The following is a 16,470-nucleotide window of genomic DNA, read 5'->3' on the forward strand; positions in this document are numbered from 1 at the left end:
CAAAGGCGAAGATGAACGACGCAGTCAAGTTCCTCGAGGAGGATCTCAAGACATACCGTGCCGGCAAGGCCAATCCACTCGTATTCAACAGCGTGATGGTTAACTACTATGGCTCAGACATGCCAGTTCCTCAGGTCGCATCTGTGACCACTCCTGACGCGAAGACCATTCTCATCCAGCCTTGGGAGAAGAAGATGATTCCTCTCATCGAGAAGGCCATCATCGACGCAAACATCGGCATGACTCCACAGAACAACGGCGAAAGTATCCGCTGCACCGTTCCTGCACTCACCGAGGAGCGCCGCAAGGAGCTCATCAAGAAGGCCAAGGCTTCAGGCGAGAACGCAAAGGTCGTAGTCCGCAACGCACGCCGCGACGCAATCGACGCACTCAAGAAGCTCATCAAGGAAGGACTTCCTGAGGACGTACAGAAGGATCAGGAGCAGGCAGCACAGAAAGAGACCGATGCAGCAGTGAAGAGGATCGACGAGACCATCGCTGCAAAGGAGAAGGAAATCCTTACCGTATAAGAAAATTGAAAAGGATAGCGATACAAGGTTTTTCGGGCTGCTTTCACGAACAGGCAGCCCGAAAATTTTACTCTGAGCCTATCGAGATCGTAGAATGTGCGACCTTCGAGGGGCTCTTCACGGCAATGGACGAAGGCCGTGCGGATGCAGCCATCATGGCGGTGGAGAACACCACTTCCGGAGGACTGCTCCCCAACTATGAGCTCCTGCGCAAGCATGGAAAGAAGATCAAGGGAGAAGTGTTCCTCCGCATCGAGCAGAACCTCATGGCCCTCCCCGGCCAGAAGCTCGAGGACATCAAGGAGGTGCGCACCCACTACATGGCGTTCAACCAGACCCGAGAATTCTTCAAGGGACATCCTGACATGCGCCTCGTAGAGACCGAGGACACCGCCCTCAGCGCGGCACAGGTATCAAGGGAACAGCTCAGGGGCGTCGCTGCGGTGGCATCATCGCTCGCGGCTGAACTCTACGGGCTCGAGATCATCTGCCCAGGCATAGAGACATACAAGCAGAATTTCACCAGGTTCCTCATCATCGACGACAGCATCGAAGTCCCGGTGGAGGAAGCCAACAAGGCCACCATGTGCTTCACCCTCCCTCACCAGCCGGGATCCCTTGCACATGTGCTGACCATCATGTCTTTCTACGGCATGAACCTCACGAAGATCCAGTCCCTCCCTCTTCCGGGCAGGGAGTGGCAGTACTTCTTCTACATCGAAATCAAGCACGAAGACCACCTCAGGTTCGAACAGGCTCTCGCAGCAGTAAGGCCGCTGATGGAAGACCTTACCATCATGGGTGAGTACCGTGCGACAATATAGAAAACGAACATGATAATCAAACCAGCCAAAAGGACGGACTCCCTCCATCCTTACTACTTTTCGATAAAGAACCCTGAGGTCGCAGCAATCAGCAAGGACCGCGTCGAGCGCGGCCTCTCGCCTGTGATCAACATGGGTATCGGCGCACCGGACGGCATGCCGCCAGCAGAGGCAATCCAGGCACTCTGCGAGTCGGCTCAGCAGAAGGACAGCCACAAATATCAGAACTACTTCGGTCTTCCTGAGCTTCGCCAGGCCTATGCAGACTGGTACAAGAGGTACTACAACGTGGACCTCGATCCGGTCAGCGAGATCCAGCCGCTCGTGGGTTCGAAGGAAGGCATACTCATGATCTGTCTCACCTTCCTCAACGAAGGAGACAAGGTGCTCATGCCGGATCCTGGCTACCCTACCTACACCTCAGCGACCGCACTCGCTCAGGCTGGCGTCGTCACCTACCAGCTCAAGCAGGAGCTCGGCTGGCAGCCTGACTTCGACGAGCTCGAGAAGATGGACCTCACCGGTGTCAAGCTCATGTGGGTGAACTACCCTAACATGCCTACCGGAGCACCTGCGACCCGCGAACTCTACCGCAAGCTCGTGGCTTTTGCAAAGAAGCACTGCATCATGGTCGTAAACGACAACCCATACAGCTTCATCCTCAACAAGGAGCCGCTCTCCATCCTCGAGACCGAGGGTGCGAAGGACTGCTGCATCGAGCTCAACTCCCTCAGCAAGGCCCACAACATGTCAGGATGGCGTCTCGGCATGGTCGCCGGCGACGCAGACAGCGTACGTGAGATCAGAAAGGTGAAGAGCCAGATGGACTCAGGTATGTTCAAGCCTCTCCAGCTTGCAGCGATCCAGGCACTCAACGCCGGTCCAGAGTGGTTCGAGGCCCTCAACGCGGAATACAGCGCACGCAAGGAATATGTATGGAAGCTCTTCGACATGATCGGTGCAAAGTACGAGAAGGACGCACAGGGACTCTTCGTATGGGGCAAGGTCGACGAGGACAATCCTTATGCCCAGGGAGGTGACCCTTCGAAGACCCTAGGAGAAAGGGTTTCCGACAAGCTTCTCTACGAAAAGGGCGTGTTCATCACCCCGGGATTCATCTTCGGTCACGGCGGAGACAACTACGTCAGGGCTTCGCTCTGCGCGCCGATTCCTATGATCGAGAAGGCGATAGAACTTATCAAGTAAGGATTCATCTCATACGACAAAAAACAAGGCCTCGCATCAACGGGGCCTTGTTTTTATATTCGGTAAATACGCTCCTAGAGCGGAAGAGTCTTCTCACGGAGCCATGCTGCGATCTCTGCAGGAAGCTTCGGCGCGAGAGTACGGTATACCTTCTCGTTGAACTTGTTGAGCCACTCGATCTCCTCGAAGGTCATCAGGTGCTTGAGGATAGGAGCGGTGTCGATGTGGCAGCAGGTAAGCTCCTCGAAGCCGCACCAGTGACGGAACTCGTTCTCGCCGAGGTCGACACAGAGATTGGTATTCTCGTGACGCACGCCGTGCATGCCCTCACGATATAGACCAGGCTCGATGGTGGTCACCATACCCGGAAGTATAGCCTGCTCATAGAGATTCTGGCGAAGATCCTGAGGTCCCTCATGGACACCGAGGAAGAAGCCGGTGCCGTGGCCGGTGCCGTGACCGAAGTCGCGCTGAGCCCTCCACATAGGCATACGTGCCATAGAGTCGAGGCGGCAGCCCGCGGTTCCGTAAGGGAATACTGACATGGTAAAGTCGATCATACCTCTGAGCACGAGAGTGTAGTCGAGTCTCTCAAGGTCGGTACATGGTCCGAGAGGAACAGTCCTGGTGGTATCCGTAGTTCCGAAGAGGTACTGTCCGCCTGAATCGATGAGGTAGAGGCCCCAAGGCTTGAGCTCAGGGGCGGTCTCGTCCTGTGGAGTCACGTAATGAGGAAGAGCTGCGCCGACGCCGTAAGCCGAGATGTTCTCGAAGCTGTCGCCCTTGTATCCAGGGATCTCGGCACGGAGGGAAGTGAGCTTCACGGAAGCGTCCCACTCGGTGACATGGCCGCCTGAAGCGACTGCCTTCTCGAGCCAGTATACGAACTTGGTCATTGCAACACCGTCCTCGATGTAAGCCTCACGGAAGCCTGCGATCTCAGTCGCATTCTTGATACCCTTGCGAAGCCTTACAGGAGAGACAGCCATGGTGATGTTGTCGTCACCGAAGATGTCAGCAAGCTTCTTGGATACGGTATAGTTGAGAGTGGCAGGATCCACATATATCTTCTCGCAGGTAGCCTGAGCCGCCATGAGTCCGACTGCGAGGTCGCTGTAGCCGCTGACCTTCACGCCGTCCTTCTCGAGTTCCTCGAAGCTGTCGAGGGTCTCGTCGTCAAGCTCCTTGAGGGAGTCCTTCTTGACGAACCACTCGACCTTATCCTTAGCCACGAGCAGATAGGACATCACGAGCGGATTGTATGCGATGTCGCCTCCGCGTACGTTGAGCATCCATGCAATCTCTGCGAGATCGGTGATGAGCATAGCGTCGCAGCCCTTATCCTGAAGGAAGCCGCGGAGCCATGCGAACCTCTCGAGACGAGACTCGCCGGCAAACTCGACACCGAGGGTCTCGATAGGAGACTGAGGAATCTCTGGCCTGTCCTCCCAGAGCTGGCTGAGCATGTCTGGAACGTCAACGATCTCGAAGGTAGAGAGCTTCGCAATCGCATCTGCGCTCTGACAAAGTCCGTCGACTGCTATCACCGCACCTGCAGGGAACACAGTAGGGAGCCACTCAGGAATGGTCACCTGCTCAGGGACTCTGAGCTTATGGAGCTCGATTCCGGTTCCGGGAAGCACCTTGTTGGCTGCGATGAAGTACCTGGTGTCAGTCCAAAGACCGGCATGATCCATGGTGACTACGATGTCGCCATACTCACCTGAGAAGCCGCTGAGCCACTCCACCTGCTTCCAGCGGAGAGCCGGATACTCGCTGCTGTGAGGGTCGGTCGCGGTGACGATCACTGCGTCCCAACCATTCCTCGCCATTATGGCCCTGAGGGCCGCGATTCTTTCTGCGTATAAATTTGCCATGTTATTTTCTATGTGATTAGCTGTTTACTAAAGGTCCTTGTGTGGGTAGAGAGCCTCCCACCAGCTGTCGTCGTCCTGGAGGTACTTTGCGAACCATGCCATCTGGGTATTGTGCCACCAGATGTGCTTGTTGTACTCGTTGATATGGTGGTTCTCACCCTCGACAGACACGAAAGCAGTCTCCTTTCCGAGGAGCTTGAGCGCGGTGAACATCTGGACGCTCTCGTTGTAAGGAACGTTGGTGTCGCCGGTGCCATGGAGGAAGAGAAGAGGAGTATTCACGGTCTCGGGATGGTAGAGAGGTGACTGCTCGACATAGAGGTCCTTCCTTGTCCAAGGGTAGCTGTTCGCCATCGAAGTCTCGCTGTAGCTGTAGCCCCAGTAGCCGTAACCCCAGTAGCTGGTATGGTCGCTGATACCCGCATGTGAGATTGCGCATGCGAAGATGTCGGTGATGGTCTGGAGGTACATGGTCATGAAGCCGCCGTAGCTTGCTCCGACGCAACCGATCTTGTCCGCATTCACGAAGTCGTGGGTCGCGGTGAACTCCTTGGTAGCCTCGATGATGTCGCGTGCAGGATCGACACCGGCAGTGTTCACGTGACGTGCAGACCACTTCTGGCCGAATCCGGTCGCACCGCTAGGCTGCACGATGAGGGCGACATATCCGAGTGCGGACCATGTCTCCTGCGGATAGTTGGACTCGAAGTTCCTGCTGGTCGGAGAGCAACCTCCATAGTAGTTGACGATCATCGGATACTTCTTCGAAGGATCGAAGTTCACAGGGAGATAGTAGCGGCAGAGAACCTCCTCTCCGAGAGAGTTCCTGAAGGTCCATGCGATGCAGTCACCGACGGTGATGCCCTTGAGAGACTTCGCGCTGAAGTCCTCGATGAGGCTTATCTTCTGCTTCTTGGTGCCGAAGGTCTTGAGGTCGGTAGCGTAGAGACGGTCCGAGTTGGTAGCGCCCTGGCCATGGAATGCAAGCACAGGAGCCTCAGCAGCGATGCTGAATCCACGGATGAGCTCCTCCGGAAGGTCCATCCTGTTGAACTTGCCGTTGGAAGGGTCGAGAGTGAAGAGGCTCACTGAGTCCCTGTTCTCCGCAGTGAAGTAAATCTTGTTGTCAAGCTTGTTCCATACTGCGCTCTGTACGCATGGGTCGAACTCCTTGGTGAGCGGAGTCACGTCCTTGCTTGCGATGTCAAGCATATAGAGCTGGAGATCGGTCATGGATGGGGTCTGACCCTCGTCCACTGCTGCTCCGAGCCAGTCAAAAGCCTCAGGGGTACCGGTAAGAAGGACCTTCTTGCCGTCAGGAGAGAACTGTCCGCCATGCACGAAACCGTCACGGCACACGAGGGTATCCACGAGCTCGAGGCTCTGGAGATCCACGAGATAGATGGAGTTGACGTCGGTAGGGCGGGCGGTAAGGCGAGCCTCAGACTTGCTGAGGAGTGCATAGCGGCCGTCATTGGAAACGTCTGAGAGATATGCATTGTTGTAACCGAAGGTAAGAGGCTGCATCACGCCTGTAGCAAGGTCATAGACTGCGACAGAGCTGCGGTTGCGCCAGCCTGGCTGACGGTCGTCCGGAACGAGGATCTCGAAGATTTCCTTCTTCTCCTGAGGTCCTTCGTTGTAGATGGTATAGATGAGCTTGTCCTCGGTAGGAGTGAAATCGAAGCTTCCCTCTGGAAGGCTCTTGACGAGCACCTCCTGCTTTCCGCTTGCAGGATCCACGGTCACGAGCTCAAGGCCCTCGAGACCCTGGCGGGTGAACCAGTAACGGTTGGTCTTAGGCATCCACCTTGCCGACTGTCCTTCGCTGATGACATTGCCGCTCTCGCGCTCGATGATCTTGACGAATGAGCGGTCATGGCCCGGAGCCCTCTGAGAGGTGCGTACGATCATGTACTTTCCGTCAGGAGAGAGCGAGACGCCGCTCGAGCGACGTGAGTCGAGGAGTGTGGTCACGGTGTAGAGACGGCCATCCTCCTTTGCCATGTCGATGATCTGGACATGGTCCTTGACGATATCAGGAACATCAACAGAAACCTTAACGGATTCAGAGGTACCAGGCTCGATGGCGTACTTCACCACCACCTTGTGGTTACCTGGCTCGAAGGTCACGCTGCCGCTCTGCTTCTTGCCGTTCACGAATACCTGATAGTTCTTGAGAGCCGAATCCACGTCGATGCTACCCTTGAAATACCTGTCATTCTGGATCTCGAAACCGAGCAGACCTACAGAATAGGCATCAGCCGGAGCGCTGAGGGCGCCACCAGAGAAGCTTGAGCCCTTCTCGACCATGGTGAGGTCCATTCCTCCGTTGAGGATACTTGACACATCGAGTTTCTTTCCGTTGACGTCGGTCTGATCGAACTGGATCGGAGCCTTGACCGAGATAGGTCCCGCATGGCGGAACGAGCTGACCTCTATCTTCTCAGCACTGGCTGCGAAGCCCGAGATCAATGCCACAGCTGCTGCGGCGAGGAGTCTTCTGTTCATATCTTTTGAAGAATTTTTTCAATCCTCCAAATATAGCAAAAAAATCGGGCTTGAAGGCTATCCGAGCCAGAGATGTTCCACGAGAATCTTGAGACCTATGCATATCAGCACAAGACCGCCGAAGATTTCGGCTCCCCTGTGGAACTTGTGGCCCACGATATGGCCAATGCAGAGTCCCACGGCCGAGAAAGCGAAGGTAGTGAGACCGATGATGAGCACCGACGACCAGATGTTCGCGCCGACGAAGGCGAAGGTCACACCTGCGGCGAGAGCATCGATGCTGGTCGCGACCGCAAGAAGGAACATGGTCTTCGCAGCGAAGGACGAGTCCATGCTGTCGCTCTCGTCGTCCGGTCCGAGCGCCTCACGTATCATGTTTCCGCCGATTCCGGCAAGCAGGACGAATGCGATCCAGTGGTCTACGCTCTCCACGAAAGAGGCGAAGCTGACACCGAGAAAATACCCGATCAGAGGCATCAGAGCCTGGAATCCACCGAACCAGAGGCCGACGCAGAGCGCGTTCCTCATGGTCACCTTCTTCAGGGTAAGTCCCTTCCCTATCGACACCGCGAAGGCGTCCATCGACAGGCCCACGGCTATCAGCAATATTTCAATTATTCCCATAGAATTCCCTTTTTCTACAACAATTCCCTGATTATCTCGTCCGAGACGAAGAAGCGAGACTCCGGTATTCGAATACGTTCACCGTCCTCGACGAGCGCGCCAGAGGCCAGCAGACGCTCCAGCGCAGAAGAATCCGCAATCTCACGCAACCTCTCCCCCGGAACTCCGGCAGCCGTCCTGAGCCCGAGCATTACCTCCTCTATCTCGATCTGCTCCCTGCTCAGATCCTCACTACCCCTTTCCGCGCCGGCGATGTAAGCGTCGACGTCAGCGACATTCCACGAGCGCACCCTCCCGTCGAAACTGTGAGCCGCAGGTCCGAGTCCGACATAAGGGCTGTGGTCCCAGTAGCCCGAGTTATGACGCGCCTCCCTGCCCGGAAGGGCGAAGTTCGAGACCTCATAATGTACATATCCTGCTTCCGCGAGCATGCTGCACAGAAGCTCGTACTGCCCCCGGCAGAGTTCCTCGTCAGCCTCGCAGAAACGACCGTCATCGAGCATTTTCTCCAGCGCGCTGTCAGGCTCTATCGAGAGCTGGTACGCCGAGATATGCTCAGGTGCGAGGGCAATAGCCCCGGACACGGACTCCGCCCATGTGCCGGCACCGGAAAGCTTACCGAAACCGAAGATCAGGTCGATGCTGATGTTGTCGAAACCGGCCTCACGAAGTATTCCGAAAGCCTTCACGGCATCCTCGGCCCCATGCCTGCGGTTCATCCAGCGAAGCACCCCGTCATCGAAGGACTGCACTCCCATGCTCACCCTCGTGATGCCAAGCTCCTTAAGTCCGCGCGCATATTCGAGCCCTCCCTTGACTATGTCGTCCGGGTTCACTTCCACGGTGAACTCCTCCACCGCCTCGATTGCACCGGCAAATCCAAGGCGGGAATTCAGCGTCTCCGACACGCGTCTGAGAACAGAAAGAGGCAGCACCGACGGGGTGCCACCTCCTATGTAGATAGTATTTCTTCCGTCTACGGAATGGTTCCTTATCTCCTCCTGCCTCGATTCGATCTCGCGGCAGAGAGCATCGGCATACTGCTCCATGACTCCACTTTCACCGCTGCAGGTCTCCGAATAGAAACCGCAATAGGTGCAGAACGATCTGCAGAAAGGGACATGGACGTATATCACCTTACCTGAGGAGAAGTTCGGTTGAACCGAGGAATGCCTGCTCAGTGTAGGCCTCGATAGTGTACATACCCTTCACGTATGATGGGATGTCGTTGAGATAGATGCTCAGACCTACCTCCTCGCCCTCGTAGTCAACCTCGCGGGATGCAGAAGTCTGGAGTGCATTGCCGGCAACGGTGATCTGACGAGATGAAGAGTTGATGAGGGTCGCACCTGATGGATCCTTCACGACGATGTACACGCGTACAGGTCCGTGAGGAGCCAGATCGTTGGCGACAAGGTTGAGCGAAGTGAGAAGCTTCACTACGCGGCTGCTGCGGTCGGTAGTGTTGCCAGAGCCGTTGTATGCGTCAGTGTGGAGACCGGTAGCCTTGAGGATAGAGCCGGACGCAACCTGGTTGGAGAGCGTGTTGACCCTCTGGTTGAGCTGCTCGTTCCTTGCCTTGCTCTCAGCAGCGTCCTTGCGGGCTGCCGCAGCCTCTGCGGTAAGCTTCTGGTTGAGAGTATTGAGCGAGTCGATCTGTACGATGTAGTTCCTCATGATGCTCCTGAGGGTACCGAGCTCCTTCTCATACTGCCTCATCTTAGAGCGGTTGGTAGCCTCAGTCTTCTGGATTCTTTCGATGAGCTGGGCAACCTCCTCCTTCGAAGAGTCGAGCTGTGCATTGATCGAGTCGTAGTCGCTCGAGAGAGATTCGTAATCTGCCTGGAGGGCAACCATCTGCTGGGTAAGCTCCTCCTTCTCGATGTTGAGGTCATTCACGAGGGATGACTTCTGTATCCAAATGTAAGCGAGAACAGCGCCAAGTGCCACCACTGCGGCGATGAGCGCATACATCACATTCTTGAGATTCTTTTCTTCCATAGTCTACAAAATGGTTTAGATGTGCAAAAATACGAAAATATAGGGATTTTACTATATTTGCCCTGTCATCAGCAAAAATCAGGCTATTATGAAATACGCAATCAGAGCAATCAAATATTTCATCTATTTCTCAGTCCTCCTCGTCATCGTGATCTTCGTCCTCGTGCAGATAAAGATGGTACCGGCAGACATCCAGGAAATCTTCCGCAACGGATATGATTCCATCTGGCAGATCGCACTCATGTTCGCAGGACTATCTGCAGTGTATCCCATGTTCGGATATGCGAAGAAGAGCGCAGCGGCCACCGGTTCGATCCAGGAAAGGAAGGCCGAGATACGCCAGTACATGGAAGACCGCGGCTACACCCTCGCTTCTGAGGAGGAAGGTGTCCTGAAATTCCAGCGCAGGAACCTTTTCCAGCGAATCTTCCGCATGCTCGAGGACACCGTGACCATCACCCAGGAGCTCGGCGGATTCGAATTCGAAGGCCTCAGGAGGGACATCGTCATCCTCGCAATCGGCCTTGAGACCAAACTCAACGGAGGATACGAGGCCTAGTCCCCGTTCAGCATCTTGGCAGCAGCGCAGAGCTGCTCATAGAACTCTTCACCGAAATACCTCTCGATAGGTTCGCGCAGGAACTCATACACGCGGATCTTTTCCTTCTTGCCCCTCGCGAAGGCATCCTTGCAGATGACCCAGCGGTGGAGGTTGAGCGCACGCATGCCGTTTCGCAGAGTCGACACGCGGATAGGATAGAGCCAGCATGAGATAGGCTTGCGGAAGTCGCCCTTGCCCTGGAACCAGAGCTTCTCCATCGAGCAGAAGCAGTTCCCGGCCTCGTCGAAGTGGCAGTACGCACACTCCTCGCTACCCTCGACCAGAGGAGTCACCATGTCGCCGTCACGGTCTATCTCGAAGAAGCCCTTCGCATCCACCGCGGCACGGCCCTGTGGGCGCATGATAGGAGAGAATATCTCGTAGTTCTTCTCGATGGCGTCCGGCTCGCTCTCGTCCAGAGGAGCACCGCTGTCTCCGATGATGCAGCAGCAACCCTTGCACTTCTCGTAGTCGCAGGCATAGTATTCCGTCAGTATTTCAGACGACACGAGGCAGTCGTCAATCTCGATTATTGTACTGTAATCCATATTATCATTTGTCTGAAGTATATTCCAACATTCCTCCCACCTGGAGGTTTGCGAAGAGCTCACGCAGCTTCGCCGAGCTGACCTGAGCGACCTTGTCCGCATATTTCGTGACCATGTCCCTGGACTCGAGGAAACGCACACGCACCGCCTCGGTCCAATATCCAGGGGTCTTCTGCTCAAGAGCTATGCTGCCCGAAAGAAGCTTCTTTTCCGTATCCAGCTTCGCTGCAGGGACATCCTTTCTCGCCATATCCGACATCACTCCCCTGACGAGCGTCCTGATTCGCTGAAGGCTCTCGGTCTGAACCATGCCCTCCACGGCCCTGACCCTGATATGAAGCACATACCTGTCCTTAGGCTCGGTAATGAAACGTCCCTCGACCTGAGCGTAGTAGCCGCTGCCGTCAAGAGCCTCGACGAGTGCCTTGGAGAGCAGTCGCTCTGCGATGTCCGCCGTCATGAAGTTATCTCCGGAAAGGAAGAAATCGCATGAATAGAGCGTCTGGAAGCCTATGGTCTCGTCCTCGGTGTCGAGTTCGACCGGAACGGCTATGCTCTTACGAGGACGCGCCGGAGCACTCATGTCGAAACCACCCACAAGCTGGGAGATGGTCTTCTGGACGGAGTAGTCGGTACGGTCGCCGATGAGCACGAGCGGGCCGCCGGACGGAGCGCCAAGCTCCGGCATGCTCGCGAAGACGAGCTGCAGCGACTTGAAAAGGAGCTGGAGGCGGGTCGCATCTGCCCTGCCCTCGAGGCTTATACCCTTGGACGAGCCACGGAATTCCATCTCGATGCCGTTTGCCGCAAGAAGGTTGAGGAAGTAGTCCCCAGGATACTGTCCCACCGCCATCTCGCGTATGGAAGGAGTATTCTCCTCGGCTCCGCGCAGCTGCCATGAGAAGTAGAACAGTCCATCGGTCTGCATCTTCTTATATATTATGTTCAGCCCGTTCGAGTATGTCCACGAATTGCCCCCGGTGAGAATGTCCTTCTTCATCACCGGATCCTTGATCTTTCTCTTCTGCAGGGACGGGAAGCCGAGAGTGTCAGCATAGTTCAGGTCCATGATCCCGCCGACACGCCCGTTGTCACACACGAGGCTGCGGAGCTTCTCCGAGTCCAGATCCTGCGGCGCACCGTCGAGGACGACCTCCAGATAGCCCTCGTCCGAGAGGCTGGCCGTGAACATATTGAAGAAGCCGAGACGCTCCTCGTCCGTCTGCACCCTGGTGCGGTAGAACTCGACTTCCGATTTCCTGGTCGCAAGGCTCGCGTTGTAGAGCACCGCATTCACGCACTTTTCCACATATTCCGCATTGCTCACGGTCTCATGGGCACGGGCCCATTCGTCTGCCACCATCTTCCGGTATGCCCATTCGTACTGGGCGAGGCTGACCTTGCCGCCGACCACGGAATCGAGGACGGAAGCAACTATGCTCACCGCCGTCTCCGCATCGCCCTTTCCCACTTCGAGAGAAAGAATGTACTGATCATCCCCTACGTGCTCATCAGACCTGAGGGCCTCATACTCGAGTTTCGTGCAAGCTATGCCGGCTATGCGAAGTTCCCTTTTCACGGAAGTTTCGAGAATGATTCCCAGCACATACTCGAACTGATCAGCCATCACGTTGACCACGGAGTTGTTGCTCTCGAGCGCCGATGCAGGAAGGTGGTACGAGAACATGAGTCTGGCGACGTCGCCACCATCTGCAGCCACGAACACGCCCTCCTCGATACGTTCCCACCTGTATTCCGCCTGCGGTACTGCAGCCTGATGCAACGAAATCGAGTCCGATAGCATCATTATCTTCGACTGAAGTGATTTTCTGTCAATATCTCCGGCGATTATGAGGGTCTGCCCTGTGGTCCCGCATGCGGGTTCCGATTCAGCCACAGACTTCATGATACGGAAGGAAGCAGAAAGGAGAGAATCGATACATGCTGTTCCGGAAATGACCGGACAGTCGCGGAAATCATACCTGAGATCATTGCCGACGCGACGCATGTAGCCATCCTTTCCCGGACCTATTCCGAAGCTCGAGAGAAGATTTGTCGGAAGTTCTGTTTCAGTTTGGCACGCTCTCTGCAATATGGTGATGTCAGCAAGGCCTTTGACCGACTGATTGGTAACGAGAACATACCCTATTCCTGACGGAAGGGTACCTCTGGAAACCGCAGGGTCATCCGCAAGACGCGGCAGGTCAGCCTGGGCAAAAAGGTCCCAGACGACCAAGGTCAGCAGGAAAATGACGGTTATTTTTTTGAAAAGACTCATAATATTGGTCTAACAATCACAAAAGTAACAAGATTTTTTTTGCTATATTTGCAATCTACGTGCTAGAGTAGTTTAAAAGGACAATTAATTACTAACTTAAGGATATGAAGAAGATTTTTGCAATTGCAGTTGCGATGTTGTGCGCTGCATTTACAGTATCTGCCCAGGACATGGCAGAGGCTACCGAGACAGCTAAGGCTGCTAACGAGGCACTCCAGGCCGGAGACAACCAGACCGCACTTGCACAGTTCAAGTCAGCTCTTGAGATGGCTGAGATGTGTGGCGGTGAGGGCATGGAACTCGCTGAGACATGTAAGGGCATCATCCCTAAGATCCTCCTCTCTATGAGTAAGGCTGAGGTCAAGGCTAAGAACTATGACGGTGCTATCTCAACCCTCAAGGAGACCATCGAGGCTGCAAAGACCTACGCTGCAGCAAGCGTGGCAGGTGACGCTGAGGAACTCCTCGGGCAGGTTTACAACCAGAGGGCTGGCGAACTCCTCAACAACAAGGATTACGCAGGCGCAGCAGCAGCTTACAAGGACATCATCGCTTCGGAGCCTACCAACGGTATGGCACAGCTCCGTCTCGGTATGGCACTCACTCAGCTCGGCAACACCGACGAGGCTATCGCAGCTTACGAGGCAGCTATCGCTAACGGTCAGGAGAAGAACGCCGCTAAGCAGCTCTCTACCATCTACCTCAAGGCAGCTCAGGCATCTCTCAAGGCTAACAAGTTCGCTGACGCTATCGCTGAGTGCGAGAAGTCAAACTCTTACTCAGAGTCTGCTAACGCTTACAAGATCGCTGCAAGTGCAGCTACCAAGCTCAAGGACAACGGAAAGGCTCTCGGTTTCTACGAGAAGTACCTCGAGGTTTCTCCAGATGCTAAGGACGCTAACGCTATCATGTTCACCATCGCAGCTCTCGCACAGCAGGCAGGTGACAAGGCAAAGGCTAAGGAGTTCTACTCAAAGGTCGTAACCGACGCTCAGTACGGTGTACAGGCTAAGCAGCAGCTCGACGCCCTCAACAAATAATGAAAGACCTTGAACTTCTTGCTCCGGCAAGAAACGCTGACATCGGCATCGCAGCAATAGACTGTGGTGCCGATGCTGTGTATATCGCCGGACCGCATTTCGGCGCACGCCAGGCCGCAGGCAATGACGTGGCCGAGATCCGCAGACTCTGCGAGCATGCGGCCAGGTACGGGGCAAGAGTGTTCGTGACGGTCAACACCATCATCTACGAAGACGAGCTCGCGCAGGCGAAGGAGATGATACGTCAGACGGTCGAGGCCGGAGTAGACGCTCTCATCGTCCAGGACCTTGCCGTCATACGTCTCGTGGACGAGCTGGTCGCCGAGGGCATGAGGAAAGTCGTTCTCCATGCCTCAACCCAGAGCGCCCTGCTCAACCCGGAGAGGGCTGAGTTCCTCGCATCGCTGGGATACGCCCGTCTCATACTTGAGCGCGAACTCTCGCTCACGCAGATCAGGGAGATAGCTTCCGCTGCCCCTCAATGCGAAATAGAGTTCTTCGTACACGGCGCGCTGTGCGTATGCTACAGCGGCCAGTGCTACATGTCCGAAGCCATCAGCGGACGAAGCGCCAACCGCGGAGCCTGCATACAGGCCTGCCGCTCGCGCTACGACCTCGTGGACGGCACAGGGAAGGTCCTCGTGAAAGACAAGGCCCTGCTCTCCCTCAAGGACTATAACCTCAGGAACAGGCTGGCCGACCTTGCCGAGGCTGGGGTCAGCTCATTCAAGATCGAAGGCCGGCTCAAGAATGAGTCTTATGTGAGGAATGTAGTCAGGGACTACTCCATTGCCCTCGACCAGCTGGTCGCCGCACATCCGGACAAATACCGCAGAGCCTCCTTCGGCAAGGTCGCCAAGAGCTTCATACCGGCCCTGGACAAGACCTTCAACCGTGGCTATACCGAACTGTACATCGACGGAGTGAAAGGAAAGTGGGCAGCCATGGATGCCGCAAAAGGCATGGGAGAAGAGATAGGAAAGGTAATCTCAGTGAAGCAGGACCTCCGGAGGGGATCGGCTGTCATAGAAGTCGAATGTCCGGCCGGATGCACGCTCAACAACGGTGACGGATTCTCGTTCGTTGCCGGAACCGGCGACGTGATCGGCTTCAGGGGCGATGTATGCGAGAATCTGCACAAAAGCGCAAGGATAATATGCAAGCCGTGCGAGTATCTATATAAAGGTGCAAAGATCTTCCGCAATCTCGACTTTGCCTTCGAGAAGGAAATCATGCGAAATCCCGGAACAAGAATGATGGGCGTGAGCCTCGAAGTCATCGTGGAGATGGACGAGATCCGCGTGAAGGCAAGCTCTGAGGATGGGCGCATCGTCGAGAAAGGCTTCATCACAGCTGCGACCGAACAGGCGACAAACACCGAACGCCTCGAGGGGCTTGTACGCAGCCAGCTCTCGAAGAGCAGCGGAATCCACGAATTCACCATCTCGGGCATCGATTTCCAGGCCTACCCTCTCGTCAGCAGCGCTTTCCTCAACGGGATCAGAAGGACTATCTCTGAGGCCCTCGAACAGACTCCGGTGAAATCAAGACCTCTCGCGGAGGGTAACAAGGCTTCTGCCAGCGCACACTGCGAGGGCACCAGCTACAAGAACAACATCGCCAACCATATCGCAGCGCAGACCTACAGGGACGCCGGAGCATCCCAGATCGAGGACGCCTATGAGCTGGCACACCAGAAGGGCGCAGAACTCATGCGCACCCGCTACTGCATACGCCACGAACTCGGCATCTGCCCTAAGCAGGGAGGCAAACCTACGGCAATGCAGCCGCTGTTCCTGGTGAACAACGGCCGCCGCTTCGCCTTGGGTTTCGATTGTCGTAATTGTGAGATGACTGTCAGCGAAGTCTGATTCATTCCCGGACCCTTTCTAGTAATCAAGCACCTCGAAGGTCATGTCGACATCACCGAAATGACCGGTCTTTCCGTTATTTGCCGTAAGGTAATTGTACGACAGCTGACCACGCCAGACAATGTCGTCCCTCGAGTTAAGAGGTATTTCCATATCGAAGCCATAGCTCTTGGACTGCACCTTCACCGTCGCATTGCATTTCCATGTAGTGCGTGTTCCTCCATCGTCTTCGATTATCATCATCGCCGCCCTCTCCAGCTGCGGAGTCCAGTTCGAGACGAGCACGGCGTTGAAGTCTCTCGGCTCACCGACATCCCTGCGCCTGACGACGATCATGAAATCCGTGATCTGCGGGCTATAGAGGAGGAGCTCCGCTTCCGTGCTTGCAACAAACTCCTCGACTGCACCGACCTTGACGAATAATAGTTAATTCTTCTTATTGTATTTGAACAAGAAGAATTTGAGATAGGAAATACAACAGTGATGAATGCTGTTCTTGATTAATCTCTTCTATATCCATCTACCACCTGATGTGGAAGAGGTCCCCTGTGAGGTTCTG

The 16,470-nt window shown here is 55.3% G+C and carries 14 protein-coding genes; 6 read left to right on the forward strand and 8 right to left on the reverse strand.

Annotation, left to right across the window (positions count from 1 at the left end; all coding sequences use genetic code 11):
- The first annotated feature begins 11 nt into the window (after nucleotides 1-11).
- From frr to AC06ND_RS09335, 3 genes are read left to right on the forward strand one after another with little or no spacing between them, the layout of a single operon-like run.
- A complete protein-coding gene (gene frr / locus AC06ND_RS09325; RefSeq protein WP_475678722.1) occupies nucleotides 12-530 on the forward strand; it encodes a ribosome recycling factor in 519 nt (172 codons plus the stop codon).
- A 5-nt stretch (nucleotides 531-535) separates the two neighbouring features.
- On the forward strand, nucleotides 536-1,354 hold the full coding sequence (locus AC06ND_RS09330; RefSeq protein WP_475678709.1) for a prephenate dehydratase: 819 nt from the start codon (nucleotides 536-538) through the stop codon (nucleotides 1,352-1,354).
- A gap of 9 nt (nucleotides 1,355-1,363) precedes the next feature.
- Nucleotides 1,364-2,560 (forward strand): pyridoxal phosphate-dependent aminotransferase, encoded by a 1,197-nt coding sequence (locus AC06ND_RS09335; protein WP_475678710.1) that lies wholly within the window; start codon nucleotides 1,364-1,366, stop codon nucleotides 2,558-2,560.
- Nucleotides 2,561-2,634: 74 nt separating this feature from the next.
- Here the strand turns inward: AC06ND_RS09335 and AC06ND_RS09340 are convergent, their stop codons facing one another.
- The 5 genes from AC06ND_RS09340 to AC06ND_RS09360 are packed head-to-tail and all read right to left on the reverse strand — an operon-like array spanning nucleotide 2,635 to nucleotide 9,573.
- Nucleotides 2,635-4,437, reverse strand: coding sequence for a M24 family metallopeptidase (locus tag AC06ND_RS09340; protein WP_475678711.1), 1,803 nt, complete (start codon nucleotides 4,435-4,437; stop codon nucleotides 2,635-2,637).
- Nucleotides 4,438-4,464: 27 nt separating this feature from the next.
- Nucleotides 4,465-6,948: a S9 family peptidase gene (locus tag AC06ND_RS09345; protein ID WP_475678712.1), complete on the reverse strand. Its 2,484-nt coding sequence runs from the start codon at nucleotides 6,946-6,948 to the stop codon at nucleotides 4,465-4,467.
- Nucleotides 6,949-7,005: 57 nt separating this feature from the next.
- Entirely contained in the window at nucleotides 7,006-7,572 is a 567-nt protein-coding gene (locus tag AC06ND_RS09350; protein WP_475678713.1) for a manganese efflux pump MntP, read from the reverse strand.
- A 14-nt stretch (nucleotides 7,573-7,586) separates the two neighbouring features.
- A complete protein-coding gene (gene hemW / locus AC06ND_RS09355) occupies nucleotides 7,587-8,708 on the reverse strand; it encodes a radical SAM family heme chaperone HemW (protein WP_475678714.1) in 1,122 nt (373 codons plus the stop codon).
- A gap of 1 nt (nucleotide 8,709) precedes the next feature.
- Entirely contained in the window at nucleotides 8,710-9,573 is an 864-nt protein-coding gene (locus AC06ND_RS09360) for a hypothetical protein (RefSeq protein WP_475678715.1), read from the reverse strand.
- An 88-nt stretch (nucleotides 9,574-9,661) separates the two neighbouring features.
- Here AC06ND_RS09360 and AC06ND_RS09365 point away from each other — a divergent pair, with 88 nt between their 5' ends.
- Nucleotides 9,662-10,132, forward strand: coding sequence for a hypothetical protein (locus AC06ND_RS09365; RefSeq protein WP_475678716.1), 471 nt, complete (start codon nucleotides 9,662-9,664; stop codon nucleotides 10,130-10,132).
- Here the strand turns inward: AC06ND_RS09365 and AC06ND_RS09370 are convergent.
- Both AC06ND_RS09370 and AC06ND_RS09375 read right to left on the reverse strand, forming a co-directional pair.
- On the reverse strand, nucleotides 10,129-10,722 hold the full coding sequence (locus AC06ND_RS09370; protein ID WP_475678717.1) for a DUF3109 family protein: 594 nt from the start codon (nucleotides 10,720-10,722) through the stop codon (nucleotides 10,129-10,131). The two genes, AC06ND_RS09365 and AC06ND_RS09370, sit on opposite strands and share 4 nt — an antisense overlap.
- Before the next feature lie 4 nt (nucleotides 10,723-10,726).
- Nucleotides 10,727-13,000, reverse strand: a complete 2,274-nt coding sequence (locus AC06ND_RS09375; protein WP_475678718.1) for a hypothetical protein — start codon at nucleotides 12,998-13,000, stop codon at nucleotides 10,727-10,729.
- Nucleotides 13,001-13,104: 104 nt separating this feature from the next.
- Here AC06ND_RS09375 and AC06ND_RS09380 point away from each other — a divergent pair, with 104 nt between their 5' ends.
- Both AC06ND_RS09380 and AC06ND_RS09385 read left to right on the forward strand, forming a co-directional pair.
- Nucleotides 13,105-14,040, forward strand: coding sequence for a tetratricopeptide repeat protein (locus AC06ND_RS09380; RefSeq protein WP_475678719.1), 936 nt, complete (start codon nucleotides 13,105-13,107; stop codon nucleotides 14,038-14,040).
- Nucleotides 14,040-15,911 (forward strand): U32 family peptidase, encoded by a 1,872-nt coding sequence (locus tag AC06ND_RS09385; protein ID WP_475678720.1) that lies wholly within the window; start codon nucleotides 14,040-14,042, stop codon nucleotides 15,909-15,911. Before AC06ND_RS09380 ends, AC06ND_RS09385 begins: the two co-directional genes overlap by 1 nt.
- 18 nt (nucleotides 15,912-15,929) lie before the next feature.
- Here the strand turns inward: AC06ND_RS09385 and AC06ND_RS09390 are convergent, their stop codons facing one another.
- Nucleotides 15,930-16,247, reverse strand: a complete 318-nt coding sequence (locus AC06ND_RS09390; protein ID WP_475678721.1) for a hypothetical protein — start codon at nucleotides 16,245-16,247, stop codon at nucleotides 15,930-15,932.
- Between the last annotated feature and the right edge of the window lie 223 nt (nucleotides 16,248-16,470).

This window comes from Candidatus Cryptobacteroides sp. (genome assembly GCF_056207615.1).

Excerpts from the sequence above, each read along its gene's own strand:
- frr (WP_475678722.1), top strand. The coding sequence starts at position 12 with ATGAACGACGCAGTCAAGTTCCTCGAGGAGGATCTCAAGACATACCGT.
- AC06ND_RS09335 (WP_475678710.1), top strand. The coding sequence starts at position 1,364 with ATGATAATCAAACCAGCCAAAAGGACGGACTCCCTCCATCCTTACTAC.
- AC06ND_RS09340 (WP_475678711.1), bottom strand. The coding sequence starts at position 4,437 with ATGGCAAATTTATACGCAGAAAGAATCGCGGCCCTCAGGGCCATAATG.
- AC06ND_RS09345 (WP_475678712.1), bottom strand. The coding sequence starts at position 6,948 with ATGAACAGAAGACTCCTCGCCGCAGCAGCTGTGGCATTGATCTCGGGC.
- AC06ND_RS09350 (WP_475678713.1), bottom strand. The coding sequence starts at position 7,572 with ATGGGAATAATTGAAATATTGCTGATAGCCGTGGGCCTGTCGATGGAC.
- AC06ND_RS09360 (WP_475678715.1), bottom strand. The coding sequence starts at position 9,573 with ATGGAAGAAAAGAATCTCAAGAATGTGATGTATGCGCTCATCGCCGCA.
- AC06ND_RS09365 (WP_475678716.1), top strand. The coding sequence starts at position 9,662 with ATGAAATACGCAATCAGAGCAATCAAATATTTCATCTATTTCTCAGTC.
- AC06ND_RS09370 (WP_475678717.1), bottom strand. The coding sequence starts at position 10,722 with ATGGATTACAGTACAATAATCGAGATTGACGACTGCCTCGTGTCGTCT.
- AC06ND_RS09375 (WP_475678718.1), bottom strand. The coding sequence starts at position 13,000 with ATGAGTCTTTTCAAAAAAATAACCGTCATTTTCCTGCTGACCTTGGTC.
- AC06ND_RS09380 (WP_475678719.1), top strand. The coding sequence starts at position 13,105 with ATGAAGAAGATTTTTGCAATTGCAGTTGCGATGTTGTGCGCTGCATTT.
- AC06ND_RS09385 (WP_475678720.1), top strand. The coding sequence starts at position 14,040 with ATGAAAGACCTTGAACTTCTTGCTCCGGCAAGAAACGCTGACATCGGC.
- AC06ND_RS09390 (WP_475678721.1), bottom strand. The coding sequence starts at position 16,247 with ATGATCGTCGTCAGGCGCAGGGATGTCGGTGAGCCGAGAGACTTCAAC.